The sequence below is a fragment of the Bradyrhizobium sp. JR3.5 genome (assembly GCF_054057015.1).
In genome coordinates this window covers 750,707-772,626 of the sequence record NZ_JBSRYV010000001.1, presented here as the reverse complement: position 1 = coordinate 772,626, position 21,920 = coordinate 750,707, and the positions used below count along the sequence as shown (strand labels likewise).

31 protein-coding genes and 4 pseudogenes are annotated in these 21,920 nt (G+C 63.5%); 15 read left to right on the top strand and 20 right to left on the bottom strand.

Annotation, left to right across the window (positions count from 1 at the left end):
• Positions 1–13: 13 nt before the first annotated feature.
• The gene (fliL, locus tag ACVWW1_RS03760; RefSeq protein ID WP_176530235.1) at positions 14–502 is read right to left on the bottom strand and encodes a flagellar basal body-associated protein FliL; all 489 of its coding nucleotides are present in this window, start codon (positions 500–502) and stop codon (positions 14–16) included.
• Positions 503–885: 383 nt separating this feature from the next.
• Here fliL and flgF point away from each other — a divergent pair, with 383 nt between their 5' ends.
• The 4 genes and pseudogenes from flgF to flgH all read left to right on the top strand — a co-directional run bounded on the left by flgF (position 886) and on the right by flgH (position 4,274).
• Entirely contained in the window at positions 886–1,650 is a 765-nt protein-coding gene (flgF, locus tag ACVWW1_RS03755) for a flagellar basal-body rod protein FlgF (RefSeq protein WP_092115410.1), read from the top strand.
• A gap of 16 nt (positions 1,651–1,666) precedes the next feature.
• Positions 1,667–2,456, top strand: a pseudogene (gene flgG / locus ACVWW1_RS03750) (flagellar basal-body rod protein FlgG).
• Positions 2,457–2,458: 2 nt separating this feature from the next.
• Complete coding sequence (gene flgA, locus ACVWW1_RS03745; RefSeq protein WP_456654904.1) at positions 2,459–3,514, top strand: flagellar basal body P-ring formation chaperone FlgA; 1,056 nt, start codon at positions 2,459–2,461, stop codon at positions 3,512–3,514.
• A gap of 5 nt (positions 3,515–3,519) precedes the next feature.
• Positions 3,520–4,274, top strand: a pseudogene (flgH, locus tag ACVWW1_RS03740) (flagellar basal body L-ring protein FlgH).
• Positions 4,275–4,505: 231 nt separating this feature from the next.
• On the opposite strand, the pseudogene ACVWW1_RS03735 reads toward flgH, so the two are convergent.
• Positions 4,506–4,908 (bottom strand): annotated as a pseudogene (locus ACVWW1_RS03735) (transposase); the annotation flags it as partial.
• Positions 4,909–4,929: 21 nt separating this feature from the next.
• Here ACVWW1_RS03735 and ACVWW1_RS03730 point away from each other — a divergent pair.
• Entirely contained in the window at positions 4,930–5,193 is a 264-nt protein-coding gene (locus ACVWW1_RS03730) for a hypothetical protein (protein ID WP_456656698.1), read from the top strand.
• A 792-nt stretch (positions 5,194–5,985) separates the two neighbouring features.
• On the opposite strand, the gene ACVWW1_RS03725 is transcribed toward ACVWW1_RS03730, so the two are convergent.
• Together ACVWW1_RS03725 and ACVWW1_RS03720 are read right to left on the bottom strand one after the other, a co-directional pair.
• Positions 5,986–6,297, bottom strand: a complete 312-nt coding sequence (locus ACVWW1_RS03725; RefSeq protein ID WP_456654903.1) for a hypothetical protein — start codon at positions 6,295–6,297, stop codon at positions 5,986–5,988.
• The gene (locus ACVWW1_RS03720; RefSeq protein ID WP_456654902.1) at positions 6,254–6,529 is read right to left on the bottom strand and encodes a hypothetical protein; all 276 of its coding nucleotides are present in this window, start codon (positions 6,527–6,529) and stop codon (positions 6,254–6,256) included. The genes ACVWW1_RS03725 and ACVWW1_RS03720 overlap by 44 nt, the downstream gene beginning before the upstream one ends.
• Positions 6,530–6,664: 135 nt before the next feature.
• Between ACVWW1_RS03720 and ACVWW1_RS03715 the strand changes: the two genes are divergently transcribed.
• The 3 genes from ACVWW1_RS03715 (at position 6,665) to ACVWW1_RS03705 (ending at position 8,425) form a co-directional block, all read left to right on the top strand.
• Positions 6,665–7,540, top strand: coding sequence for a tyrosine-type recombinase/integrase (locus tag ACVWW1_RS03715; RefSeq protein WP_456654901.1), 876 nt, complete (start codon positions 6,665–6,667; stop codon positions 7,538–7,540).
• A gap of 60 nt (positions 7,541–7,600) precedes the next feature.
• Positions 7,601–8,035, top strand: coding sequence for a hypothetical protein (locus tag ACVWW1_RS03710; protein ID WP_456654900.1), 435 nt, complete (start codon positions 7,601–7,603; stop codon positions 8,033–8,035).
• A gap of 96 nt (positions 8,036–8,131) precedes the next feature.
• Positions 8,132–8,425, top strand: coding sequence for an antibiotic biosynthesis monooxygenase (locus tag ACVWW1_RS03705; RefSeq protein WP_456654899.1), 294 nt, complete (start codon positions 8,132–8,134; stop codon positions 8,423–8,425).
• A gap of 21 nt (positions 8,426–8,446) precedes the next feature.
• Here ACVWW1_RS03705 and ACVWW1_RS03700 read toward each other — a convergent pair whose 3' ends face one another.
• From ACVWW1_RS03700 to ACVWW1_RS03670, 7 genes are all read right to left on the bottom strand, one after another.
• Positions 8,447–8,572 carry a hypothetical protein gene (locus ACVWW1_RS03700; protein WP_456654898.1) on the bottom strand — a complete coding sequence of 42 codons (126 nt, stop codon included), beginning with the start codon at positions 8,570–8,572 and terminating at the stop codon, positions 8,447–8,449.
• Between the two features lie 11 nt (positions 8,573–8,583).
• Positions 8,584–9,033: a hypothetical protein gene (locus ACVWW1_RS03695; protein ID WP_456654897.1), complete on the bottom strand. Its 450-nt coding sequence runs from the start codon at positions 9,031–9,033 to the stop codon at positions 8,584–8,586.
• A 50-nt stretch (positions 9,034–9,083) separates the two neighbouring features.
• Positions 9,084–9,584: a GNAT family N-acetyltransferase gene (locus tag ACVWW1_RS03690; RefSeq protein WP_207831125.1), complete on the bottom strand. Its 501-nt coding sequence runs from the start codon at positions 9,582–9,584 to the stop codon at positions 9,084–9,086.
• A gap of 40 nt (positions 9,585–9,624) precedes the next feature.
• On the bottom strand, positions 9,625–10,053 hold the full coding sequence (locus ACVWW1_RS03685; protein ID WP_456654896.1) for a DUF1801 domain-containing protein: 429 nt from the start codon (positions 10,051–10,053) through the stop codon (positions 9,625–9,627).
• A 55-nt stretch (positions 10,054–10,108) separates the two neighbouring features.
• Positions 10,109–10,342 carry a hypothetical protein gene (locus ACVWW1_RS03680; protein ID WP_176530227.1) on the bottom strand — a complete coding sequence of 78 codons (234 nt, stop codon included), beginning with the start codon at positions 10,340–10,342 and terminating at the stop codon, positions 10,109–10,111.
• Between the two features lie 138 nt (positions 10,343–10,480).
• A complete protein-coding gene (locus tag ACVWW1_RS03675) occupies positions 10,481–10,912 on the bottom strand; it encodes an SRPBCC family protein (RefSeq protein WP_456654895.1) in 432 nt (143 codons plus the stop codon).
• A complete protein-coding gene (locus tag ACVWW1_RS03670; RefSeq protein ID WP_050403489.1) occupies positions 10,909–11,232 on the bottom strand; it encodes an ArsR/SmtB family transcription factor in 324 nt (107 codons plus the stop codon). The genes ACVWW1_RS03675 and ACVWW1_RS03670 overlap by 4 nt, the downstream gene beginning before the upstream one ends.
• A 539-nt stretch (positions 11,233–11,771) precedes the next feature.
• Here ACVWW1_RS03670 and ACVWW1_RS03665 point away from each other — a divergent pair.
• The gene (locus ACVWW1_RS03665) at positions 11,772–12,524 is read left to right on the top strand and encodes a carbonic anhydrase (protein ID WP_456654894.1); all 753 of its coding nucleotides are present in this window, start codon (positions 11,772–11,774) and stop codon (positions 12,522–12,524) included.
• Positions 12,525–12,527: 3 nt separating this feature from the next.
• Here ACVWW1_RS03665 and ACVWW1_RS03660 read toward each other — a convergent pair whose 3' ends face one another.
• Together ACVWW1_RS03660 and ACVWW1_RS03655 are read right to left on the bottom strand one after the other, a co-directional pair.
• Positions 12,528–13,313, bottom strand: a complete 786-nt coding sequence (locus ACVWW1_RS03660; protein ID WP_456654893.1) for a 2-keto-4-pentenoate hydratase — start codon at positions 13,311–13,313, stop codon at positions 12,528–12,530.
• A gap of 108 nt (positions 13,314–13,421) precedes the next feature.
• Positions 13,422–14,450, bottom strand: coding sequence for an SDR family oxidoreductase (locus ACVWW1_RS03655; RefSeq protein WP_456654892.1), 1,029 nt, complete (start codon positions 14,448–14,450; stop codon positions 13,422–13,424).
• A gap of 98 nt (positions 14,451–14,548) precedes the next feature.
• On the opposite strand from ACVWW1_RS03655, the gene ACVWW1_RS03650 reads away from it, so the two are divergent.
• A complete protein-coding gene (locus tag ACVWW1_RS03650) occupies positions 14,549–14,977 on the top strand; it encodes a winged helix-turn-helix transcriptional regulator (protein WP_456654891.1) in 429 nt (142 codons plus the stop codon).
• 30 nt (positions 14,978–15,007) lie between these two features.
• Here ACVWW1_RS03650 and ACVWW1_RS03645 read toward each other — a convergent pair whose 3' ends face one another.
• The 3 genes and pseudogenes from ACVWW1_RS03645 to ACVWW1_RS03635 all read right to left on the bottom strand — a co-directional run bounded on the left by ACVWW1_RS03645 (position 15,008) and on the right by ACVWW1_RS03635 (position 17,252).
• The gene (locus ACVWW1_RS03645; protein ID WP_456654890.1) at positions 15,008–15,814 is read right to left on the bottom strand and encodes a phytanoyl-CoA dioxygenase; all 807 of its coding nucleotides are present in this window, start codon (positions 15,812–15,814) and stop codon (positions 15,008–15,010) included.
• A 237-nt stretch (positions 15,815–16,051) separates the two neighbouring features.
• Positions 16,052–16,418: pseudogene (gene dksA, locus ACVWW1_RS03640) on the bottom strand (RNA polymerase-binding protein DksA).
• 222 nt (positions 16,419–16,640) lie between these two features.
• Positions 16,641–17,252: an NAD(P)-dependent oxidoreductase gene (locus tag ACVWW1_RS03635; protein WP_456654889.1), complete on the bottom strand. Its 612-nt coding sequence runs from the start codon at positions 17,250–17,252 to the stop codon at positions 16,641–16,643.
• 102 nt (positions 17,253–17,354) lie between these two features.
• Between ACVWW1_RS03635 and ACVWW1_RS03630 the strand changes: the two genes are divergently transcribed.
• The gene (locus tag ACVWW1_RS03630; RefSeq protein ID WP_456654888.1) at positions 17,355–17,741 is read left to right on the top strand and encodes a winged helix-turn-helix transcriptional regulator; all 387 of its coding nucleotides are present in this window, start codon (positions 17,355–17,357) and stop codon (positions 17,739–17,741) included.
• A 21-nt stretch (positions 17,742–17,762) separates the two neighbouring features.
• Here ACVWW1_RS03630 and ACVWW1_RS03625 read toward each other — a convergent pair whose 3' ends face one another.
• Positions 17,763–18,176 (bottom strand): flagellar assembly protein FliX, encoded by a 414-nt coding sequence (locus ACVWW1_RS03625; protein ID WP_176530218.1) that lies wholly within the window; start codon positions 18,174–18,176, stop codon positions 17,763–17,765.
• A gap of 2 nt (positions 18,177–18,178) precedes the next feature.
• The gene (locus ACVWW1_RS03620; protein ID WP_456654887.1) at positions 18,179–18,439 is read right to left on the bottom strand and encodes a hypothetical protein; all 261 of its coding nucleotides are present in this window, start codon (positions 18,437–18,439) and stop codon (positions 18,179–18,181) included.
• A 3-nt stretch (positions 18,440–18,442) separates the two neighbouring features.
• Between ACVWW1_RS03620 and ACVWW1_RS03615 the strand changes: the two genes are divergently transcribed.
• From ACVWW1_RS03615 to ACVWW1_RS03600, 4 genes are all read left to right on the top strand, one after another.
• Positions 18,443–19,567 (top strand): flagellar basal body P-ring protein FlgI, encoded by a 1,125-nt coding sequence (locus tag ACVWW1_RS03615; protein WP_176530217.1) that lies wholly within the window; start codon positions 18,443–18,445, stop codon positions 19,565–19,567.
• Positions 19,567–19,923 carry a flagellar assembly peptidoglycan hydrolase FlgJ gene (flgJ, locus tag ACVWW1_RS03610; protein WP_176530216.1) on the top strand — a complete coding sequence of 119 codons (357 nt, stop codon included), beginning with the start codon at positions 19,567–19,569 and terminating at the stop codon, positions 19,921–19,923. Before ACVWW1_RS03615 ends, flgJ begins: the two co-directional genes overlap by 1 nt.
• Positions 19,924–19,946: 23 nt before the next feature.
• Positions 19,947–20,444 (top strand): hypothetical protein, encoded by a 498-nt coding sequence (locus ACVWW1_RS03605; protein ID WP_176530215.1) that lies wholly within the window; start codon positions 19,947–19,949, stop codon positions 20,442–20,444.
• A 162-nt stretch (positions 20,445–20,606) separates the two neighbouring features.
• Positions 20,607–20,993 carry a hypothetical protein gene (locus ACVWW1_RS03600; RefSeq protein ID WP_176530214.1) on the top strand — a complete coding sequence of 129 codons (387 nt, stop codon included), beginning with the start codon at positions 20,607–20,609 and terminating at the stop codon, positions 20,991–20,993.
• Between the two features lie 18 nt (positions 20,994–21,011).
• On the opposite strand, the gene ACVWW1_RS03595 is transcribed toward ACVWW1_RS03600, so the two are convergent.
• Together ACVWW1_RS03595 and flaF are read right to left on the bottom strand one after the other, a co-directional pair.
• A complete protein-coding gene (locus tag ACVWW1_RS03595) occupies positions 21,012–21,374 on the bottom strand; it encodes a hypothetical protein (RefSeq protein WP_456654886.1) in 363 nt (120 codons plus the stop codon).
• A gap of 28 nt (positions 21,375–21,402) precedes the next feature.
• Positions 21,403–21,768 carry a flagellar biosynthesis regulator FlaF gene (gene flaF / locus ACVWW1_RS03590; RefSeq protein WP_456654885.1) on the bottom strand — a complete coding sequence of 122 codons (366 nt, stop codon included), beginning with the start codon at positions 21,766–21,768 and terminating at the stop codon, positions 21,403–21,405.
• Between the last annotated feature and the right edge of the window lie 152 nt (positions 21,769–21,920).

Below are 21,920 nucleotides of genomic sequence, written 5' to 3'. Positions count from 1 at the left end.
TACATCCGCCCCGTCACTGGATCACGACTTCCTTGAACAGCACCGCGTTCACCTGGTTGGGCGCCAGCGCGAGGTTGACGCGCTTGGTCAGCTCTTCCTTGAGACGGAACAGGCCGGCCGAGCCGTTGAGGTCGCTCGGGCGCAGCTCGCGCATATAGGTCTGGAACAGGTCGGTAACGCGGGGCAGCGCCGGCTTGATCGCCTCGACCTGCTTCTCTTCCTTGATCTCGAGCACGAGCTTCAGCTTGAGATATTGCACCCGCTCGCCGGGCGCGCCGACCAGATTGACCAGCATGTCGGGCACGTCGACGAAGCTCGGCGGCTTCGGCGGCGGCGCTTCGGCGTGCTGCTCCTCGCCGTGACCGCGCATGAAGAAGAACCATCCGCCCGCGCCCGCGCCGAGCACGACGAGGAAGCCGACGACGGCAATGATCAGCTTGAGCTTGCCCTTTTTCGGAGCGGCCGCGCCCTCGCCGCCATCCGTCTTTTCCTCATCCGCCATCGTCCGCTCGCTTCAACCCGAAGGATGCGAACGCGATTTGCCCCAGCTTTGGCTTGAAGACGCGATACAAAGGCCGCCGGCGCACACGCGCCCCAATGCCGGCAACACTGGGGTCATAATGGTTAACGGAAGATTAGGATTTAGCTTCCACTAGGAAAAAACTGCCGGGCAAACATGGTCAACAAGACCTTTCTGCCGCCCGGAACGGCGCCCTGCAAAATAACTAACCCATTCAAACATCTGCCTATTTCAAGTTGGCACGGGTTTCGCTGAGAGGACGACGTGACTGGTGGGTTTGGGAGAACCCAATGGTTACCGACGGTCCGGCGTGAAGGTTTGGGAGAACCATTCGCATCGGATCACCTCACAGGGGAGAACCACCGATGCAGAATACGCTTCTGGTCGGACTATCGAAGCAGATGGTGCTGGAACGGCAGATGGATGTCGTTTCCAACAACATCGCGAACATGAACACCAACGGCTACAAGGCCGACCGGTCGCTGTTCCAGGAATATCTGTCCTCGAACGCGCATGAGGACAATTTCGCGTCCTCCGACCGCCGCGTCTCCTTCGTGCAGGACCGCGCGACCTTCCACGATTTCTCGCAGGGCCCGACCGAAGAGACCAAGAACCCGCTCGACGTTGCGATCGACGGTAACGCCTTCCTGGTCGTGCAGACGCCGGGCGGCGAGCGTTACACCCGCGACGGCAACCTTCAGATCAACAATCGCGGCCAGCTCGTCACCGCCTCGGGCTATCAGGTGCTCGGCACCGCCGGCCCGATCACGTTCCAGCAGACCGATCACGACGTCAACATCGCCCCCGACGGCAACGTCAGCGTGCTCGAGGGCACGTCCCGGCTCGACTCGATCCGCGGCAAGCTGCGCCTGGTCTCGTTCGCGCAGGCCCAGCGCCTGCTGAAGGAAGGCTCCAACCTCTATGTGCCGGGCGAAGGCGCGGTGCCGCAGCCGGACACCAAGGCGCAGATCCGCCAGGGCTTCATCGAGAAGTCGAACGTCAATTCGGTCGTCGAGATGAGCCGCATGATCGAGATCACGCGGACCTACACCCAAATCGCCTCGCTGCTCCAGCAGCAGAGCGACCTGCACAAATCGGCGATCGAGAAGCTCGCCGACGTGCCGAACTGATCCGGGGGATTGACAGATGCGCGCACTTTATACCGCGGCGACCGGAATGGCGGCACAGGAACTCAGCGTTCAGGTGATCTCCAACAACATCGCAAACCTGCGTACCACCGGCTACAAGAAGCAGCGCGCCGCGTTCCAGGACCTGATCTACGACCACGTGCGCCGGGTCGGCGCGCAGGCCTCAGACCAGAACACCATCATGCCGATGGGCATCGATCTCGGCGGCGGCGTCAAGACCGTCGGCACGCCGCGGATGATGACCCAGGGCACGCTGTCGCCGACCGGCAACGATCTCGACATCGCGATCCGCGGCGAAGGCTTCTTCAAGATCCTGATGCCGGACGGCACCTTCACCTACACCCGCGACGGCTCGTTCCAGATGGACAATCAGGGCCGCATCGTCAACGCGCAGGGCAATCTGGTGCAGCCGACGATCACGATCCCGCAGAACGCCTCCGGCCTCACCATCAATGCGCAGGGTCAGGTCTCGGTGACGCTGCCGGGCCAGACCGCGTCGACCACGATCGGCCAGATCGGCCTGACCCGCTTCATCAACAAGGCGGGCCTGATGCCGATCGGCGACAATCTGTTCCAGGAAACGCCGGCCCTCCGGCCAGCCGCAGGATGGCATCGCCAACACCGACGGCTACGGCGACATGCAGCAGAGCAATCTCGAACAGGCCAACGTCGAGGTGGTTTCGGAAATCTCCGACCTGATCGCCGCGCAGCGCGCCTATGAGATGAACTCGAAGGTGGTCTCCGCGGCCGACCAGATGATGCAGTCGACCTCCAACCTGTTCCGCTGAGGATGATGTCGATGATCGCCCGCTCACTCCTGATCGCAGCCGCACTGCTCGCGGTGACCGCGCTACCAGCCAGAGCGCAAGTCCGCGGCGAGACCATCGCGGTGCCGACGCTGCGCGCCAGCGTCACGGTCGCGGACGACATCGTGCGGGTCGGCGACCTCATCGACAACGCCGGCAGCGCCGGCAGCATTGCGATCTACCGCGCACCCGACCTCGGCACCACAGGTACGCTGCCGGTCGCGCAGGTGCTGAACGTGCTGCGCACCCACCAGGTGATCGGCGTCGACACCCGCGAGCTGAAGGAGATCACCGTCACGCGGCTCGCGCGCACCATCGACAGCAAGGAGATCGAGCAGCAGCTGGCGCGCGCGCTGGAGGGCCGCCACGGGCTCGGCAAGGCCGGCAACATCGCGCTGACCTTCGACCGCGATCCCGGCGACCTCCGCCTCGAGGCAACCAACACCGGCGCGATGCAGCCCGTCGCCGTGCGCTACGACCCGCGCTCGACGCGTTTCGACGTCACCTTCGAGGTCAGCAACGAAGCCGGCACGGCTCCGTACAAGCTGCGCCTCACCGGCACCGCGATCGAGACCATCGAGGCCGCCGTGCTGACGCGCAATGTCGAACGCGGCGACGTGCTGAAAGTCTCCGACGTGGTAGTCGAGCGCCGTCCGAAAGCCGAAATCGGCAACGACGCGGCGGTGCGCGACAGCGCCGTCGGCATGCAGATGCGCCGCCAGATCCGCGCCGGCCAGGCGCTGCGCACAGCCGACATGGCAAAACCCGATCTCGTCACCCGCGACCAGAACGTCACGCTGGTCTACCGCACCTCCGGTCTCTACCTCACGATCCGCGGCAAGGCGATGGATGGCGGCGCCGAGGGCGATGTCGTCAACGTGATGAACCTGCAGTCCAAGCGCGCCGTCACCGGCGTCGTCACCGGGCGCGGCGAGGTTTCGATCTCGGTCGCGACGCCGCGCGCAGCGCCGGCCGCCGACGCCGCCTCTTCAGATTCCGCTCCCGTCAAGCTGAGTTCAGTCGCACCAAACGCCGAGTAAAGTTCATGTCCCAGTACCGCATCAACCGCCTCATCCTGACCGGTGCGCTGCTCGCGCTCGGAACGATCGCCAGCGGTTGCTCGTCGATCGACCGTCTCTCCCAGATCGGTGAAAAGCCGAAGCTGACGGAGATCGAGAACCCGACGGCGCAGCCCGGCTACAAGCCGGTGCAGATGCCGATGCCGAAGCCCGAGGTCGCCTCCTATAGCCCCAACTCGCTGTGGCGCAGCGGCTCGCGCGCCTCTTCTTCAAGGACCAGCGCGCCGCACGTGTCGGCGACATCCTGACCGTCATGGTGAACATCACCGACAAGGCCGCGATCGCCAACGAAACCCAGCGCAGCCGCACCAATTCCGAAGATTCCGGGGTGACCAATTTCCTCGGCTCGCAGACCATCACGCAGGCCAACAAGATCCTGCCCGGCCGTATCCTGACCGCCGACTCCACGGCCTCGAGCGACGGCAAGGGCTCGGTCAACCGCCAGGAAGCATTGCAGACCAACGTCGCCGCCGTCGTCACCCAGATTCTCCCGAACGGCAATCTTGTGGTCGAAGGCAAGCAGGAGATCCGCGTCAACTACGAAATCCGCGAGCTGATCGTGGCCGGGATCGTGCGTCCGGAAGACATCCAGAGCGACAACACGATCGACTCCTCGAAGATCGCCCAGGCCCGCATCGCCTATGGCGGCCGCGGCCAGATCACCGACGTGCAACAGCCGCGCTACGGCCAGCAGGTTCTCGACGTGCTCTTGCCCTTCTAGCGCCATGGTCCCGAAAAGTGGAAACCGGTTTTCGGAAACGGATCATGCCTGAGTAAGCCTTTTTCGAGCTCCCACATCTCGTCGCGAGCCTGGGCGCGGCGCGATGTACCAACACGGCTCTCGCTAGCTCCCCTGGCGAGGGCCGTGGCGTTTTATACGGAGCTAACGAAAACAATGACTTACGGTGCGTGATGGCGAGAACAGGAGCACAGCGCCTAGAGCATGATGTGTTTATACGGAAACGTACCCTGAATTTTTGAGATAGTTGGCGCACTCCTCCTTGGAGAAGACGTCGAGGAGTTCGCCGACCTTGCGCCAAGTCGCTTCGACATCACGTGGCTGCGCGGCTCGCATCAGGTGTTTGAGCTTGGCGAAGACCTGCTCGATCGGATTGAGGTCGGGGCTATAGGGCGGCAGGAAGAGCAGATGGGCTCCTGTGGCGCGGATGGCGTTGCGCGCCGCCTTGCCCTTGTGACTGCCGAGATTTGTCGAGAATGACGAGTTCACCCTTTGCGAGGGTCGGCGCCAGCACGTGCTCGACATAGAGGGTGAAGAGCTCGCCATTGGTGGGGCCGTCGATGACCCATGGCGCGCTGATCCGGTCGTGGCGCAACACCGAGCCGAGGGTGCCTGTCGCTGCGAAGGGAGAGGCGTAATGACGTTGGAAGAGATGAAGGCGAAGGCTGGTCAAATCCAAAAAGACATAGATGCCATCATTGATGGAATCGACGCCAGCGAGATCAAGGACGCCGTTAACTGGGCCGATCTGAGCTGCACCGACGTTAGCGTCTCCCTCACGGACGGAACGTGGTGCGCCACGGTTGAAGAGGCGTCTCCGGATGCAACAAATCTAGCCGTTTATATTCACAGGGAACTACAGCACTTCGGACACGACGTCTGGGTGCGGTGCGAGTGGTAGATGCTTGAGCGTGGCGATCAAATCAAGGACAACGATAGGAGAATGCCAAGCCGCATTCTTACGGTTATCGGGTTCGAAATCGAGCCCGGCGACCCCTACCGAGTTCGCGTTGTCTGCGAAGACAGATCCTTCAGAAAGCCGAAGACGTTTCGCATCAAGGCGGACCGCATTTTCGATGATGAGAAGCCAAGATCATACGGATTTAGCAAAATGCTAGTCACCAATCCGATGAAGGGAGAGTCCTGAGGTGATCACAATAACCGGAACGATGGTCTCGATGGGCGCCAGGGCCATACACGAAAAGCGCGGCAGGCATGGCCAATATGATGCCCTGCCAGAGCATCTAAAACAGCAGTACCGAGATGAAGCGGCGGCCTGCCTTGAGTACGCGCTTGCTGTGGCGCCAGTCGCGCTTGGTGCCGCCATTCAGACCACGGGAACTAAGTGATGGCAGAACTAGGTAGGCTCCGCACCTTCCGCGCTCGCGGCACACCGGGAAGCGGAGGAAATTTGCGTGTTGGCACACTGCTTACTCAAAAGGAATTCGAGGCCCTGAGGGCTGCGGCAATCTCTCGGCAGGTGACTATTTCTCGGTTCATCCGAGAATGCATCCGCGGCGCGGTGCTGCCCTCATGTCCTATGGTTGGACGCCATAGAAGCAATGCGCGAACTGCCAGACAACCCAGGTCCGCGCTATACTGCCGGCGAGTACTCGCGGCGCACGCATGTAGCCATGGTTGACGATGCGCTGTCTCGTCAGCAGTCCTAAGCCAGGATTGAGATCAAGATGAGCTACGGCTTACCTGCGGGTATGATGACATTTCTGTTCTCGATGATCTGATCTGGATCCCGAACCTTGGCAGTCGGGGATGGATAGCAACCGGGCGCGCAGTCCATGACCTCTCTTCCGCCACCCTGACGCCAAGTTACGACCCTGGAGCCAACGGCGACCGTCGCATCGTAGATCAGCCGCTTCAATGAAGCGTAATCGCCGCCGCCGCCGCCAAATACCAGCACCCGCGTCTGACCGACGCCCTTCGGCCTCAGGATCAACGTGAACTCATCCGCCCGGGCCGACGCCAGCCATAAGTACGTTGGGATCATCGATCTTCACCTCTTTGACGGGAACATCGAAGCGAAGGTAGCGCTCGCCACCTATGAAGTCCGACGAGATGAGCAGGTAATCCGACGCAGCTCCGGCGGAAGGATTGGGGGTTTTGGGCGGCTCCCTCAGATTGGTTTCGCCGAGGTTTGGCTTCACATACTCACGCGCGTCTTGCGCGTTTGCCGCAGTACCAAAGGCCAGCAATGATAGAACAACAATGAGTCTGATCATGAAAATGCCCCCTTAAAGCCGGAAAGCATACAACCTTAGATTATATCCGGCAAGGGCAACAACCAACGTAGAAACCCGGGTGCAAAACGAAAAAAAGCCCGGCCCCAATGAGCCGGGCAGTCTGGGAGGCGTTGGATGGAGAAGGCTTTACGCGCGGTGCGGCAGGCAGCGATCGACGTTTACCCGAAAGCAGCCGCTGCGACGCGGAACAGGCAATTCATCGTTCCGACCCAAGCCATCATCAACCACTCGGCCGAGCTCGACCATTGCTCCTTCATCCGGGTCAAACGCTACAAGGTCAAAAAGAAGAAAAAGACGCCGGTCAACTGGCAGTGGGTAGAAGCGTTCGCCGCAGCCAATAAGCCTCACCATGGCGCACTGGCGATGTTCATGTTCCTGACCGGCGCCCGGATCTCCGAGGCGCTGGCCGTGACATGGAAGGACATCAACCTGCAGAAGCGCACTGTGCTGGTTAAGATGGGCAAGCGGGGTGGTGATGAGCGCACCGCCCACCTGCCCCAGCCACTTTTCGTCGCGCTAGCCAACCTGCTACGGGACCGAAAGCCCTTCCGCTATCGCAGCCGGAACGGCATGGACAAGATTTGGCGCAACGCCTGCAAGCGGGCTGGGCTGCCGGTCCTGATGCCTCACGCAGGCCGCCACGGCTTTGCAACGGCCATGCTGCACGCCGGCTACGACGTGGTGACGGTCGCCGAGCATGGCGGCTGGAATGTCAGCCAGGCACGTTCTGGAGACCTACGGCCACGCCAAGAAGGACAAGACGATCACGGACAAAATTGCCACGCCATTGGTACAGTCCGCGACCGAAATTCAAGAAGTGCCTGCAAAATCGAAACAACTTTAACGCACCATTGCCCCTGGCGAGGGCCGTGGCGTCTTGTGACCGGTCGAATGCACTCGCGCGATCGTTGCGCATCAGTCCGATACCGCTTCGCGCAAGTCGCGCCATCGCCTTGTCGGTTCGTTAACCGTCGGGCGAAGGTTAAGTAGCAGTCGCTCCGCTTGCAACGTAGCTAAACGACAACGCAGGGTTTGCAGTTCGTGACGGTCATGCAAAGAGACGGTCGATACGCGGCGTGGTTCCGGACGCCGCGGGGCGAAGGCACCGGAATAGTCCAGCTCGCAAACGGCAGGATCACAGGCGGCGACGCCATGTTCACCTATGCCGGCTCCTATCAGCTCGATGAGGACCGCTTCACGGCGGTCCTGACGACGCACAGATATGCCGACGGCCCGTTCACCACCGTGTTCGGATGCGACGAGGTCGAGGCGCTGCTGACCGGTACCTTCCGTGGCAATCGCGCGGTGTGCTCGGGCACCGCCAAGCAGGCCCCCGGCGTGCTGTTCGAAGCCACGTTGTTTCTGCAGCAACAGGAGCAGGCGCCCGCCCCCGGCCCAAAAACCACGGCAACGCGCGCGGATCTGACGAGGCTGCCGAAGCTCCCCGACCGGCGCACGGCCGTCGTGACGCGGCGCTTCAGCTGATCGGTCCGCAATCCCGATGGCATCTCCGCCGCTTCAGGCGTACCATCGCGCATGCGCAAAGCGCAGCCCGATCGATGCAGCCGGCAGGAGGAACGCATGTATGCCGCCATCCGTCACGCCAAGGCGAAGACTGGTAGCGCCGAAGAACTCGCGCGCCGGATCAAGGAAGGCGCAATTCCGATCATCAGCGATGTCGAAGGCTTCATGGCCTACTACGTGGTCTATGCCGGCGACGACACGGTCACCGCGATCAGCATCTTCAACAACCATGCCGGCGCCGAGGAAGCCAACCGCCGCGCACTGGCCTGGATCGATGACAATCTCGGTCCCCTGTTGGTCGGGCAAGCCACCGCAATCGCAGGTCCCGTGATCGTGCACACCAAGGCGTGAGCGTCGCTTCCCTGGCAAGGTTCACCCGGCAGCACTTTCCTGCGGCCCGTCTGGCGCGGGCCGCGCGGCGGTCGAGCGGAAGATTAAGGAATTGATCGAGCAGTCGTTCCAGAAGAACGCCGGCAAGGCTGGCCATGCGGTCGACATGTCGGCCTCGGTTAGCTGCGCGTCAGGCGGACACGGCTTCCGGCATCGGCATTCCGCGCAAGATCATGAACGATCTGCCGAGCATCGCCTCGATCTTCATCGCCGCCAGCCACAGCAGCGCACCGGAGGTCAGGTCGATGACGTAATGCCCGCCGATCGGAAGCGTCGAGACGAGGACGAGGAGATTCCCAGATCAGCGTGATGCCGAACAGCCACCGTGTGTCGATCGTCGCGAAAATCGTCATCAAGGCAAGACAGGTGTGGAACGACGGAAAGGTCACGACGCGCTGCAGATCGTTCAACGACAATTCCGGAGACACGCCGTTGCGGAAGTACTCGAACTTCGCGAGATAATAGATTCCCGCGTGCTCGGGCAGCGCATCGAGGATCGCGACGGGATGATCGAAATAGACAAAGGCCCCCTTGGCGGTGAACGATTTATTTCCCGGTATTGCTGACACCGAGACCTGAGTTCCCGTGCGCAGAACGCGGGTTCCCGGCGCGGTCCGGGCTATCCGGGATCGGGCCTGTCGCTCAGGACCACGAAAATCTTGCCGCCGAAGTCGTATCGCGCGACCTCGCGCATGCCGAGCCGCAGATGCGCCTTGAGCGAGCGCGGATTGTCTTCCCTGATGAACAGGATCGCTTCGCGGCCGGGAAACGTTGCTTGAAGCCTGGCGTATAGCGCCTCGAGGATGCCGAGGCCGCGCGCGTCCGGGGAAACGCACACGGGGCCGTACACATACGCATCGGGACTCCCCGGCCAAGCCTTCAGCATGGCCTGCACCGGCGGCGCCTCGCCGAATCCTTTCTCCGACGTCAGGAGCGCGCCGAGCAGCCTGCCCTCATCGCCGGTCGCGATAACGATCGATTGCCCGCTCGCAATGCGCGTCTCAATCACCTCACGCGGCCACTGCCCGAGCAGCATGCCGCCGCGATCGCCGGTGTTGGCCGTCAGCAGCACGGAGATCGCTTTCGCATCCGACGATGTGGCGAGCCTGGTCGTGATCATCACGGATGGACCGGATCGGCAGGCCGCATGCCGGCGCAGCTCATGCCTTCTTCGCGGTTGCGCGAGCGTCGGCCGCCTTCTTCGCCGGCTTCTTCGCAGTTTTGCTGGATTTGGCCTGGTTGAGCTCGATCGCGGCACGGATCAGGGCCTTCAGCGCGCGGTCGTTGATCTTATCGCCCTCGAACAGATCGATCGCGCGCCGCGCATTGCCTTCGAAGCCGGTGTTGAACAGCTTGTCGGGGTCGGGAAGTTGCGCGCCATACATGAAGGTCAGCTTCACCTTGCCCTTGTGGGCGTTGCCGACCGCGATGATGCCGTCGCGCGACCACACCGGGCTGCCCATCCACTTCCATTCCTCGACGATTCCCGAGTCGGCGGCGAGGATGCTCTTGCGCAGGCTGGCGAGCGTCTTGCCGCGCCAGTCGGTGAGATCCGCGATCATCTGGTCGATACGTTCCGATGCCGTCATTGCTGCCTCGTGGTCCCAGCCTGTCCCATGCAATCACATTTGGAATGTCCGGGCATCACGCTTGTGACGCCCGGGTCGATGCCCCACGCTCGCGCCGCGGCGCCAGATAGGGCAACGCGAACAGATACAGGCCGCTCAGCAGCATCAAGATCAGCGGGAACAGCGCCAGCAGGCCGATCCACACGGCTTGCTGCTGCAGGACCATCGCGACGATGTTGATGATGACGGCAACCGTAAAAGCGATCGAGAGCCAGCGGTGAAATTGCCTGATCCAGTTGTTCCAGTTCATGTGACCTCCTGTTGGGTCCGTGCAAATTTGTGTATTGCCGTCATTGCGAGCGAAGCGAAGCAATCCATCGCACCGAGTACGCGGATCAATGGATTGCTTCGTCGCTATCGCTCCTCGCAATGACGAGAGAGAGGACGATCAGACTTCGCGCACCAGCATCTGATCGAGATTCTCAAAGAACTGCTTCCACCCGGCATGGGCGCCGCCATAGGCCTGCTTCTGATGCGGCTGGAAGCCGGACTGCTCGACGCGCAGATGGGTACCCTTCGCTGTCGGCGTCAGCGTGAAGACCACCACGCTCTCGAGATTGTAGGCGGCATCCGCATGCGCGAAATTCCAAGTGTAGGACAGCGTCTTGTGCGGCTCGACGGCAAGCACTTTGCAGTCCAGCATACCGCCCCACTCGCCGCGCAGATTGAAGCTGTGCCCGACCTCGGGCTTGAAGTCGTTCTTCATCAGCCACTCCTCCATCAGATGCGGTTGCGTCAGCGCGCGCCAGAGCTTTTCCGGCGGATGGGGAAATTCACGCTCCACGATTGCGGAGCGCGTTTCAGCGGTGGTCTTGTTCATTGGTCCATCCTTTTGAGAAGATCTTCGAGGTGGTCGAACCGGTTCTGCCAGAAGCCCGCCATCTGGCTGGTCCAGTCGATCAGCGGCGCCAGCGCGCCGAGCTGCGCGCTGTAATGCGTCTGCCTTCCTTCATGGCGGTCGCGCACCAGCCCGGCCTGCTTCAGCACGCCGAGATGTTTTGACACCGCCGGCTGCGAGATCTTTGCCCGCGCGGTCAGCGCGCCGACGGTCTGCTCGCCCTCGCGGCACAGGCGCTCGAAGATCGCCCGGCGCGTCGGGTCTGCGAGGGTTCGAAACAGCACGTCGTGAGCGTCCGGCATCGGATCAATAGCCCGTTGGTTATGGATTAACGTATAACCAGACAGCTATGGATTGGTCAAGCGAGAAGTTGGGGAACGCCGACTAACGATCAAGCTAATACCTTCGGTGTGCTTGGCGCGGAATTGGCGGCGCCGACATACCCATAACTGATTGGCTATCCATCAGCCGCTGATTTGCCCGTTCGGGCAACTCAGCAAAACCTGTCAATCCCGCAATAAGAAAATATTCCGCTTGGCGCCTGACCGAACTCATCGCGGGCATGCGGATGTTTGGCTCACAGACCGTTAAACATGCTTGGTGTCGTCCCTGCGAAAGCAGGGACCCATGACCACCGATCGACATTGTTGAACGAGGCTGGAACGACGGGTCCCTTCACGACATCCGCCGCGGAGGATGGGTCCCTGCTCCCGTGCGCAATTGCGCACTAGGCAGGGTGTGGGCGCGGCGGTCGCAAGCGCTCGAATGCACCTCGTTGCGAAGGCACTGCGCATGACCTACACATATCGCGCGGTGCGGTCCTTGTTCACGGAGAACCTTGATGTGCCAGCTCTGCGAAATCACGCCTCCCAACCGAACCTCCCGGCGTGTCTTCCTCGCTGGCGCGGCGTGCACCGCGGTCAGCCTCGCCCTTGCGCCGGCTGTAACGGCCAAAGAGACAAGACCGCCGCCGAAGCCGCAGAACGTGCTGCCGCCGGACGCCGCGCTCCACCGGCTGGTGAAGGGCAACCTGCGTTATGTCGAAGGCATTTCGCGGCGACATGATTTCAAGCACGAGCGCGAGGCGCTGTCCGGCGGACAGAATCCGTTCGCCGGCATCCTGAGTTGCGCGGACTCCCGCATCGCACCGGAATACGCCTTCGATACCGGTCGCGGCGATCTGTTCGTCTGCCGCGTCGCCGGCAATTTCGCCAGCGACGAGATGATCGCGAGCCTGGAATATGCGCAGTCCGTGCTCGGCGTGCCGCTATTCATGGTGCTCGGTCATGACAGCTGCGGGGCGGTCGACGCCGCGATCAAGTCGCTGAAGGACAACACCACCCTGCCCGGCCATCTGCCCTCGCTGGTCACCGCGATCGCGCCTGCGGTGAAGGCGACCGAGGGCAAGCCGGGCGACCGGCTCGCCAACGCCATCAAGCAAAACGTCATCGACAACGTCGCGAAGCTCAAGACGGCGACGCCGATCCTCAGCGCCGCGGTCGATCAGGGCAAGCTCCGGATCGTCGGCGCGGTCTATCGGCTGACCGACGGCAAGGTCGAGCTGGTCACGGACGCCAGGCGACCGGCGATGTGAAAGTCAGGTGAACGTCGCTTCCACCTTGCCGAGCCCATCGAGCTCCATCACGACCGTGTCGCCCGCCTTCAGCCATATCGTCTTGACCAGGCTGCCGGTCAGCACGATCTGGCCGGCATGCAGGCCACGGCCTTCGGCGGCGAGATGATTGGCGAGCCAGGCGAGCGCGTTGTGGGGATGGCCGAGCACATCGGCGCCGGTGCCGCGCCCCTCCTCCTTGCCGTTGACGAACGCGCGTCCGGCGACCTTGCGCAGATCGGGCACGGTGTTGCGCGGCACGGCCTCGCCGAGCACGCAGCCGGCGGCGAAGAAGTCGTCGGCGATCAGCGTCGGCGCGCCGAGCGTCTCCCATTTGACGTAGCGGTCGTCGACGATCTCGATCGCCGGCTGGTAGGCCTCGATCGCCTCCGCGACCCATTCGGCGGTGAACGGCGCTTCGCTCGGAGCGAGACTGCGCGCCAGCCGCACCGCGATCTCGCATTCGACGCCGACATGGACGAAGTCGGCCGCCGGCAGCCGCACACCGCTGTCATGCACGACCTTCTCGAACACACCACCGCCGCAGGGGTGCGGGATGTTGATGTACTCCTGCATCACGGCGCTGGTGCAGCCGATCTTGTAGCCGACGAGGCTGCCGACCTGTGGCTGCAGCAGATCGTGCAGCGCGTACTGCACGCGATAGCCCTCGGCCTCGTCAAGCGGCACGATGTCTTTGGCGAGCGCCTTGAGCGGCGCGCGGCTGCGGCGCGCGCTGGCAATCGCCTTTGCGGCCGCGAGGACCCGATCCATCTGCGCAGCCTCCCTGATGTTCTCGGCGGCGCGGTGGCGCCTCCGTCTGCTCACTGCAATTCAGCACTCGCCGACGCGTCTGGCAAGCACGCCGGACGGGCGAGGCCGTCAAGCCTTGACCAGGCCGAGCCTGATCAGGCTCTCGGCGGTCGCGACGACCATCTCCTCATTGCCGCGCGGTCGCCAGCCGAGCAGGTTCTGCGCCTTGGCGCTGGTCGAGCGGCGCACCTTGCCGAGCAGCGGCAGGGCGGCGCGGGCCAACGGGTTGCGACGCGCGGCAAGCCGCATCATCCAGTCCGGCGCCTGGAACCGGGGCACGCGCCGCGCTTTGCTGCCGAGTTTCCTGCGCAGCAGCCGGGCCACCTGCAGCACCGACATGGTGTCGCCGGCGACCGCGAGGAACCGCTCCCCCCTGGCTTTCGGCGAGGTCATGGCGCGGAGATGCAGGTCGGCAACGTCGCGCACGTCGACGAGGCCGAAATGGATCCGAGGCACCGCCGGCATCGCGCCGTCGAGCAGCGCCTTGATGATGCCGATCGACTCGGAGAAGTCGGCGCCGAGCGCGGGGCCGAACACCGCGGTCGGATTGACCACGGCAAGCTCGAGGCCGCTGCCCTCGCGCGCGACGAAATCCCAGGCGGCGCGCTCGGCCAGCGTCTTGGATTTCGGATAGGCCTGCACATCGGGGCCATCGAGATTGGACCAGGTGGTCTCATCGAACGGCTCGGCTTGCGGTGGATGGCCATAGCCGATCGCCGCAAACGACGACGTCACGACGACGCGCTTGACGCCGGCGTCGCGCGCCGCGCGCAACACCCGCAGCGTGCCTTCGCGCGCCGGAACGATCAGCTCGTTCTCGTCCTCCGGCACATGCGCGCCGAGCGGCGATGCGACGTGCAGCACGTAGTCGCATCCTTTGACCGCCTCGCGCCAGCCGTCATCGCGCAGCAGGTCGGCGGTGGCGAAGCCGACCTGGTCGGCCGCAAGCGCGCCCCCCTCGCGCAGCATCGCGATCACGTCCTTGCTGCGATCCGGATTGCGCAGCGTGGTTCGCACCGCATGCCCGTCGGCAAGCAGCTGCAGAATGGTATGCACGCCGATGAAACCGGATCCGCCCGTGACCAAAACCGTGCTCATGTCGCGGCCCTCTTCATGGTTCGGCAGGTGGGCACACAATGCACCGCCCACCCTGCACAGGCCGCATCTGGTCACTATCTGAACGTTGGACAAGTAGAATGAAATTCGAGACCGGTATGGAAAACAATACCAGCGAACTATGGGACGGCGGCGAATGCGAGAGCTGCCCGACCGACCCCGGCCTGCTGATCGAGTTCAAGCACGCGATCCACGCGCTCGGCGGCAAATGGAAGCTCGAAATCCTGTTCACGCTGATGAATGGCGGTGTGCGGTTCGGCGCGCTGCGCCGCGCACTCGTGCCGATCACCCAGCATATGTTGGCTGCGCAACTGCGCGAGCTCGAGCGCGATGGGCTGGTGGCACGCAAGGTGCTCGCCGAAAAGCCGTTGCAGGTCGAATACGAGCTGACGGATTCGGCCTGGGGCCTCACGCCGGCCTTCCGCGAATTGCTGGCGTGGTCGAAGACCTACGGCCCGCGCCGTCACGCGGAGGCAAGCGAGACGACACTCGGGGCCGGACTGGCCTGAATGTCGCCTCGCCTTCAGATCGGCACGCGGTCAACCCATGCCGAGCGCGCGCCGGATCGCGATCTCGACCGGCGAGTAGGCACCGTCGTCACGCTCGAGCCGGTACGGCTCGGCGGGACTGAGCGACGGTTGCGCCATGAAGCGCGGCCTCGTTCCCCGATGCTTCTGCGCGGCATGCACCAGGAAGGGATGGCACAGATAGACCGTGCCCACTTCACCTGTCGCCAGCGCGAGCTCGCAATCGGCGCCCATTTGCGCGAGGTTCATGCGCCCGCGTCCGGCCTCACCGGCCGGCGCGAGGTAACGCGCCATCTGAAAATGCGAGCCGACCCTGATCCGGGTCGGCGCATCATCCTCGCCGACATCGGAGAACAGGAACAACATCAGCAGCGCCCGGCCGCGCGAGACGATGTTCGCCCGCCAGGCGGAGAAGTCGCTCCGCTCGTGCGGGTCGCAATCGTCGCCGGGAAAGCTGACGTCGATATGCCAGCCAACATCGCCGGGATCGTCCGGATGCGGAAACCGCACCGGGAAGGTCCCGATGTTGTGGCGCGGAGACCAGCGGCCGGGGCCTGCGATCTGGTCGAACGCCCGATACAGCAGCGGCGAGTTGATCGCCTGCCGGAATGGTTCCTCGCCATAGCCGGGCAGCCGCACCACCGGGCGCGTCCAGGTCGAAGGATCATGCTCGCGGCACGGCAGGTCGCGCCACATGATGGCACGTCCCGCATCGGCGAGTTCGCGGGGAAAGGCGTTGTCGATCCGGACAAAGCCCTGTTCGATGAATTGCTCGATTTGCGCGTCGCTGAGCGCACGCGTGTCGTCTCGATCGGTCATGATTGTCTCTCAAATCATCGCCAGCCGTCGATGCTCCGCGAGGCGCGGAGTTTGGCCGGCTCATTCGGTTCACTGGAATCCCGCGAGCCCGGGCTCGCGGAGACGATCAGCGCTTCCGTGCGGAAACGAGATCAGCCCAGGAGGAAGACCGATGCGATGTTGAGAGTACGTGTCATCATGGCGGCGCGAACGTACGACCGGTGCGCGCCGGAATCAATCTGTAGCGGTCCACCGCCACTATTCGTCGCGATAGACCTTCTCGCGCTTCTCGTGGCGTTCCTGCGCCTCCACCGACAGCGTCGCGATCGGGCGGGCTTCGAGCCGCTTCAGCGAGATCGGGTCACCGGTCTCTTCGCAATAGCCGTAGGTGTTGTCTTCGATGCGCTGGAGCGCCGCGTCGATCTTGGAGATCAGCTTGCGCTGACGATCACGGGCACGAAGTTTCGATCGCGCGGTCGGTTTCCGAGGAAGCTCGGTCCGCGAGGTCGGGGTGATTGACGTTCTCTTCCTGCAACGTCTGCAGCGTGACCTTCGATTCGCGGAGGATCTCATCCTTCCAGGCCAGCAGCTTGGCGCGGAAATAGTCGCGCTGCCGCTCATTCATGAAAGGCTCTTTTTCAGTCGGCCGGTAGTTCTTCAGCTTTTCCAAAGGCAGCCATGTCCCTGTCAGGCGGAGGGAACAGAACCCCTCCGCGCGGCGCCTTATATAGCCACGCCATGTGACAGACAATATCTGCCACCGCGAAAGGCGGGGTGCCCCCAAGGCCTTGCACAGGCAAACTTATCCGTGCTGCCCGGGGGCCGGCTTTTCCCCTCTCCTGGCCCGTCAGTAGCCGACCGTGAAGCGCTGACGGATATGGGCCGGGCGCTCGATTTCGTCGGCGAGTGCAACTGCGAAGTCCTCGAACGAGATCGAGCTCTTCCCGTCCGCAGCCGTCAAAAGCTGGTCGGTCCCGAGCCGGAACTTGCCGGTCCGCTCGCCCGCCACGAACAGCGCCGAGGGCGACAAAAAGGTCCAGTTCAGGTCCTTTTCCTGGCGCAGCAGGTCGAGGAACTCAGCCCCCTTCGAGGCCTCGGCCTTGTACTGGACCGGGAAGTTCGGCGTGGTCACCAGGCGGACGCCCGGGGCCACTTCGAGGCTGCCGGCGCCGCCGACCACGAGATAGCGGCCGACCCCGGACGCCTTGGCAGCCTCGATCAGCTTGGCCGGGTCGCTGACGCTGAAATGGACGGAACTGATCGCGGCATCGTGGCCGGCCCACAGCGCGGCCAGGGCGGCCTGGTCGTTCACATCCCCCTTCACGGCGGTGACGCCAGGCAGGGTTGCGATCTTCTCCGGGTTGCGGGCGATGGCGGTGACGGCGTGGCCGCGGCGGGCGAGTTCCGCGGTGAGGCGCGAGCCGGCCTGGCCGGACGCGCCGGCGATGGCGATCTTCATCAAGGTCTCCGATTGATAGTTTCCAATGGTGACTAGATAGCGAAATGGATGTAGGTGTGAAGAAGGCACTCTCGTCTCACCTGATTACGCCGGAGTAACCCGATGAAAGCCGCCAGCCTGAAGCCGGACGCCTATGCCGCCAATTGCCCGACACGCCAGATCCTCGACCGGGTCGGCGACAAATGGGCGGTGCTGATCCTGCTGCTGCTCCGCAGCGAGCCGATGCGCTTCAACCAGCTCCGCCGCGCCATCGAGGGCATATCGCAGAAGATGCTGTCGCAGGTGTTGAAGAGCCTGGAGCGCGACGGGCTGCTGCGCCGCCGTGCGATCGCAACGGTTCCGGTCACCGTCGAGTATTCGATCACGCCGCTCGGATCGACGCTCGCCGAGGCGGTTGATCCGCTGCGCGACTGGGCCGAGCAGAATCTGAAGGAAGTGCTGGCCGCACAACGCCGCTATGACGCGCAGCGCAAGGCAATGGCGGCCTGAGGCAAATTGATCGAGAGGAGCCTAATATTGCCCGGCCTTGGCGAGCTCGACTTCGACACGCAGCTCGATCTCGCCCAGCACGGCATCGAGGCCGGGATCACCGGAGGATTCCTTCAGGCTCGCCGCGGCATCGCGCAGCCGGTTCACGGTCGAGGAATCGAAATTGCCGGACAGCAGTCCGAGCTTGAGCGCGTCGAGCACGTCGAGCGCGCCCTTGCCGCGGGCCACCGAGCGCTTGCGGCGTTCGGTCGGGTCTTCGACGCCCTGCAGCGCGAGCAGCGCATCGAGGCTCGTGGCGGCCTTCGGCGCGGCGGTGGAGCGGACCTCCTCCTGCGCGGTCGTCGCATCCGGCAGCGAGAACCCGGTCGACGAGGTGCGCCGTGTGGCGCTGGTGGACGTGCCAAGCGTGGTGCCGTTCGGTCCGTAGATGCGCATCGTCATGATCCCGCAGGCCTGAATGCCACGAGCATCGCCGTTTTATGGTTAACGGTGCGTAAACGACCCGGCAATTTCTGCCCGCCGCACGGCAGTTTTGCGCGCCCCGGCGAACCGGAACCGAACGGCAATCCGACAATTTCGATAAATATATCAATACATTGCCCCAACAAAACAAAGTGGCACGCGGCTCGCATGGTTAATGGCGGATCGCCGTCATGGGAGTGTCGCGCGATCCGCGAGTTGAAGTTCGAGGGGAGCATTGGATGCCTGGCATCCGCATCGTAAGCTTATTCGGGTTGGCCTGCGCCGCTCTGCTCGCGCTGGCGGCGTCCGCCATGCCGGCGGCCGCGACGTCGCGGATCAAGGACCTCGCCAACATCGAGGGCGTGCGCCAGAACCAGTTGATCGGCTACGGTCTCGTGGTCGGCCTCAACGGCACCGGCGACACGCTCAACAACATCCCCTTCACCAAGCAGTCGCTGCAGGCGATGCTCGAGCGCATGGGCGTCAACATCCGCGGCGCCACCATCCGCACCGGCAACGTCGCCGCCGTGATGGTCACCGGCAATCTGCCGGCGTTCGGCACCCAGGGCACGCGGATGGACGTCACCGTCTCCGCGCTCGGCGATGCCAAGGATCTGCGCGGCGGCACCCTGCTCGTCACCCCCCTGCTCGGCGCCGACGGCAATGTCTACGCGGTCGCGCAGGGCACGCTGGCGATCTCCGGCTTCAATGCCGAGGGCGAGGCCGCCAAGGTGGTCCGCGGCGTGCCGACGGTCGGCCGCATCGCCAACGGCGCCATCATCGAGCGCGAGATCGAATTCGCGCTCAATCGCCTGCCCAACGTCCGCCTCGCGCTGCGCAACGCCGACTTCACCACCGCCAAGCGGATCGCCGCCGCGGTCAACGACTATCTCGGCGTCAAGACCGCCGAGCCGCTCGATCCCTCCACGGTGCAGCTCTCGATCCCGCCGGAGTTCAAGGGCAACGTCGTCGCCTTCCTGACCGAGATCGAGCAATTGCAGGTCGATCCCGACCTCGCCGCGAGGATCGTGATCGACGAGCGCTCGGGTATCATCGTGATGGGCCGCGACGTTCGCGTCGCCACCGTCGCGGTGGCGCAAGGCAACCTCACCGTCACGATCTCCGAGAGCCCGCAAGTCAGCCAGCCCAATCCGCTGTCGCGCGGCCGCACCGTGGTGACGCCGCGCAGCAACGTGCAGGTCACCGAGGACGGCAAGAAGTTCGCCGTGGTCAAGGACGGCGTCTCGCTACAACAGCTCGTCGACGGCCTCAACGGCCTCGGCATCGGACCGCGCGATCTGATCAGCATCCTGCAGGCGATCAAGGCCGCCGGCGCGATCGAAGCCGACATCGAGGTGATGTGATGGGAAGCCTGATCAACAGCACCACCGGCAGCATGCCGAACAAGGCGTTGATGCCGATGTTCAATGGCCGCCCTGATCCCGTGCTGCAGGACGCGATGAAGAAGGTCACGCCGCAGCAACTCACCAAGGCGAAGGCGACCGCGACCGACTTCGAATCGATGTTCCTCAATACGATGTTCTCGCAGATGACCACCGGCCTGAAGGGTGAAGGCCCCTACGGCGACACGGTCGGCACCGGCGCGTGGCGGTCGATGCTGACCGACGAATATTCGAAGAACTTCGCTAAGGCCGGCGGCGTCGGCATTTCCAACGAAGTGTTCCGCTCGCTGATCCTGCAGCAGGCGAACAAGAGCTAATTCGGTTCTCAAGGAGCAGCGCGATGAATCAGCGTCCACAGCAGCATCGGCCAGCCGCTCCCGCGGCGCGGCCCGCGACGACGACGCCCCCCGATGTCGCACGTCTCGCCAACGAACTGACCGAAGTGATGAGCGCGCTGCTCACCGTCGTCGAGCAGGAGACCGAGTTCGTCCGCGCCGGCAAGATCCGCGAGGCCATGCGGCTCGAGGCGCAGAAGTCGGAGCTGTCGCGCCGCTACATGCTCGCGGTGGAGCACCTCAAATCGATGCAGAAGATGCTGTCGCAGACCGACCCCGAACTGCTCGCAACGCTACGGCGTCATCACGAGACGTTCCGCGCGATGCTGCAGGTCAACCTGACGGTGCTTGCGACCGCACACGCGGTCTCCGAAGGCATCGTGCGCGGCGTCAATGCCGAGGTGCAGCGCCGCAACATCCCGAACACCTATACCGCGAACGGACAGCGCGCCACGCCGGGCCCGCGCAACATGACGCCGATCGCCGTCAGCCGCACGCTCTGACGCACGCACGCCGACAATTTAGCTTAATTCGACGCGGCTCCGGCAGCGCGGCATTCAGCGTGTTCCCTAACAGGCTGTTGAGAGGTTCCCCGTAGAGTTGCGGATCGTGAGGGGTTGGGATTTGACTCAAGCAAACTAGTGCCTGTGCACTACGAGGCTGCCATGAGTACAGATTTCAACATCAAGCCGGTGGGGGCACCGGTTGCAGCGCCGATGATCACTCCCACGAGTGATACGGCGCAGAAGGCGGTGAAGACCGAATTGCCCGCGAGCCAGAGCGTCACCGCTCCGGAGCCGAGCGTGCGCGTCACGATCGACCCCAACGCCGTCAATGCGTCGCTCTCAAATCAGGCGCCGTCGGTCACCGACCAGGTCATCATCGACCGCGACGCGCGCGCCGTGGTCTACCAGGTGGTCGACAATCGCACGAATTTGGTGGTGAGACAGTTTCCGGAAGAAGCCGTATTGCGCCGCCGCGCCTATTTCCACGCGCTCGATCTCAGCAAGGACGCGCCGACGCGGGCGCGCGCAACCGACCGCCGCGCGTAACGCAAGCGGAGTGGCCCCTCACTTCTGTGTGGCGTAGGCCTTGTCGAGATAGGTCGATCCGGTGGCCGGATCGGTGACGACATTGGCGATCAATGCCGTCCCCTGCTGCACCAGCGAAAACTTGGTATCGCCGATCCGGAACGAGCCGTCCTTGATCAGGACGTCCTGATACTTGCTGGTGGCATCGCTCTGATAATGGACCTTGGCGCGGAAGCCATCGATGTTCGACACCGAGATGTTGAACGACTTGTTGTTGGCGTACTTGCCGCTCCAGCTGCCCTCATAGAGCTTCGGATCGACCGCCACATAGGGCGTCTTCGACGGAACCGTCAGGCCGGCGGCCTTGTAGTTCGCGGACAGGATGCTCAACACGTCGGCCATGCCGAGAGCTCCGTTGTGAACCGGCCGATCAGCCGCGGCCCGAAAGGCCGGCGGCGATGTTGCAGTTGATTTCGATCAGCGACTTCAGCTTCGCCGGGTCCGGATTCATCTGGATGTCGATGGTCTGCTTCATCACGAACACGCTGATGTTCGCGATGTTCTGACGCACCTCGAGGGGCTGCGGATTGTCGGCGCCCTCTGCCGCGCTGAGGAAGATCGACCACAGGCGGCGATTGAACAGCAATGCGTGATCGAGCGCCTTGTCGAGCCCATTCCAGTTCGCCTGGACCTCCTGCAGCTGCCGCGCGGCCTTCAACAGCGCCTGCGCTTCGATTTCACGTGGGGAGGCCGTCGTCGTTGACGTACGGGCGTAGGCCTGGGCTGCATTCGACATTAATGACCTCGATGGGATGCGGATTTCTCGGGCCGCGGAGACGCAATTCTAGCGCCCGATATTTATGCATCCGGCGCCTTTAAATATGGTTAGCAGGCGTTACGAAATGCGCCGATCTGACGGCATGGAAAGATACCGTAATATCCCGGAGA

Coding starts and splice junctions, on each gene's coding strand:
- ACVWW1_RS03650 (WP_456654891.1), top strand. CDS start 14,549: ATGAAATTCGAGACCGGTATGGAAAACAATACCAGCGAACTATGGGAC.
- ACVWW1_RS03655 (WP_456654892.1), bottom strand. CDS start 14,450: ATGAGCACGGTTTTGGTCACGGGCGGATCCGGTTTCATCGGCGTGCAT.
- ACVWW1_RS03730 (WP_456656698.1), top strand. CDS start 4,930: ATGACGTTGGAAGAGATGAAGGCGAAGGCTGGTCAAATCCAAAAAGAC.
- ACVWW1_RS03680 (WP_176530227.1), bottom strand. CDS start 10,342: ATGAACTGGAACAACTGGATCAGGCAATTTCACCGCTGGCTCTCGATC.
- ACVWW1_RS03595 (WP_456654886.1), bottom strand. CDS start 21,374: ATGGCCGACGTGTTGAGCATCCTGTCCGCGAACTACAAGGCCGCCGGC.
- ACVWW1_RS03720 (WP_456654902.1), bottom strand. CDS start 6,529: ATGATCAGACTCATTGTTGTTCTATCATTGCTGGCCTTTGGTACTGCG.
- fliL (WP_176530235.1), bottom strand. CDS start 502: ATGGCGGATGAGGAAAAGACGGATGGCGGCGAGGGCGCGGCCGCTCCG.
- ACVWW1_RS03625 (WP_176530218.1), bottom strand. CDS start 18,176: ATGCGCATCTACGGACCGAACGGCACCACGCTTGGCACGTCCACCAGC.
- ACVWW1_RS03685 (WP_456654896.1), bottom strand. CDS start 10,053: ATGACGGCATCGGAACGTATCGACCAGATGATCGCGGATCTCACCGAC.
- ACVWW1_RS03665 (WP_456654894.1), top strand. CDS start 11,772: ATGTGCCAGCTCTGCGAAATCACGCCTCCCAACCGAACCTCCCGGCGT.
- ACVWW1_RS03725 (WP_456654903.1), bottom strand. CDS start 6,297: ATGATCCCAACGTACTTATGGCTGGCGTCGGCCCGGGCGGATGAGTTC.
- ACVWW1_RS03690 (WP_207831125.1), bottom strand. CDS start 9,584: ATGATCACGACCAGGCTCGCCACATCGTCGGATGCGAAAGCGATCTCC.
- ACVWW1_RS03670 (WP_050403489.1), bottom strand. CDS start 11,232: ATGCCGGACGCTCACGACGTGCTGTTTCGAACCCTCGCAGACCCGACG.
- flgJ (WP_176530216.1), top strand. CDS start 19,567: ATGGGAAGCCTGATCAACAGCACCACCGGCAGCATGCCGAACAAGGCG.
- ACVWW1_RS03645 (WP_456654890.1), bottom strand. CDS start 15,814: ATGACCGATCGAGACGACACGCGTGCGCTCAGCGACGCGCAAATCGAG.
- ACVWW1_RS03620 (WP_456654887.1), bottom strand. CDS start 18,439: ATGCTCCCCTCGAACTTCAACTCGCGGATCGCGCGACACTCCCATGAC.
- ACVWW1_RS03635 (WP_456654889.1), bottom strand. CDS start 17,252: ATGAAGATCGCCATCGCCGGCGCGTCCGGCCAGGCCGGCTCGCGCCTC.
- ACVWW1_RS03605 (WP_176530215.1), top strand. CDS start 19,947: ATGAATCAGCGTCCACAGCAGCATCGGCCAGCCGCTCCCGCGGCGCGG.
- ACVWW1_RS03710 (WP_456654900.1), top strand. CDS start 7,601: ATGCAAAGAGACGGTCGATACGCGGCGTGGTTCCGGACGCCGCGGGGC.
- ACVWW1_RS03715 (WP_456654901.1), top strand. CDS start 6,665: ATGGAGAAGGCTTTACGCGCGGTGCGGCAGGCAGCGATCGACGTTTAC.
- ACVWW1_RS03615 (WP_176530217.1), top strand. CDS start 18,443: ATGCCTGGCATCCGCATCGTAAGCTTATTCGGGTTGGCCTGCGCCGCT.
- ACVWW1_RS03705 (WP_456654899.1), top strand. CDS start 8,132: ATGTATGCCGCCATCCGTCACGCCAAGGCGAAGACTGGTAGCGCCGAA.
- flgA (WP_456654904.1), top strand. CDS start 2,459: ATGATGTCGATGATCGCCCGCTCACTCCTGATCGCAGCCGCACTGCTC.
- flaF (WP_456654885.1), bottom strand. CDS start 21,768: ATGTCGAATGCAGCCCAGGCCTACGCCCGTACGTCAACGACGACGGCC.
- ACVWW1_RS03600 (WP_176530214.1), top strand. CDS start 20,607: ATGAGTACAGATTTCAACATCAAGCCGGTGGGGGCACCGGTTGCAGCG.
- ACVWW1_RS03675 (WP_456654895.1), bottom strand. CDS start 10,912: ATGAACAAGACCACCGCTGAAACGCGCTCCGCAATCGTGGAGCGTGAA.
- flgF (WP_092115410.1), top strand. CDS start 886: ATGCAGAATACGCTTCTGGTCGGACTATCGAAGCAGATGGTGCTGGAA.
- ACVWW1_RS03660 (WP_456654893.1), bottom strand. CDS start 13,313: ATGGATCGGGTCCTCGCGGCCGCAAAGGCGATTGCCAGCGCGCGCCGC.
- ACVWW1_RS03700 (WP_456654898.1), bottom strand. CDS start 8,572: ATGTCGACCGCATGGCCAGCCTTGCCGGCGTTCTTCTGGAACGACTGC.
- ACVWW1_RS03630 (WP_456654888.1), top strand. CDS start 17,355: ATGAAAGCCGCCAGCCTGAAGCCGGACGCCTATGCCGCCAATTGCCCG.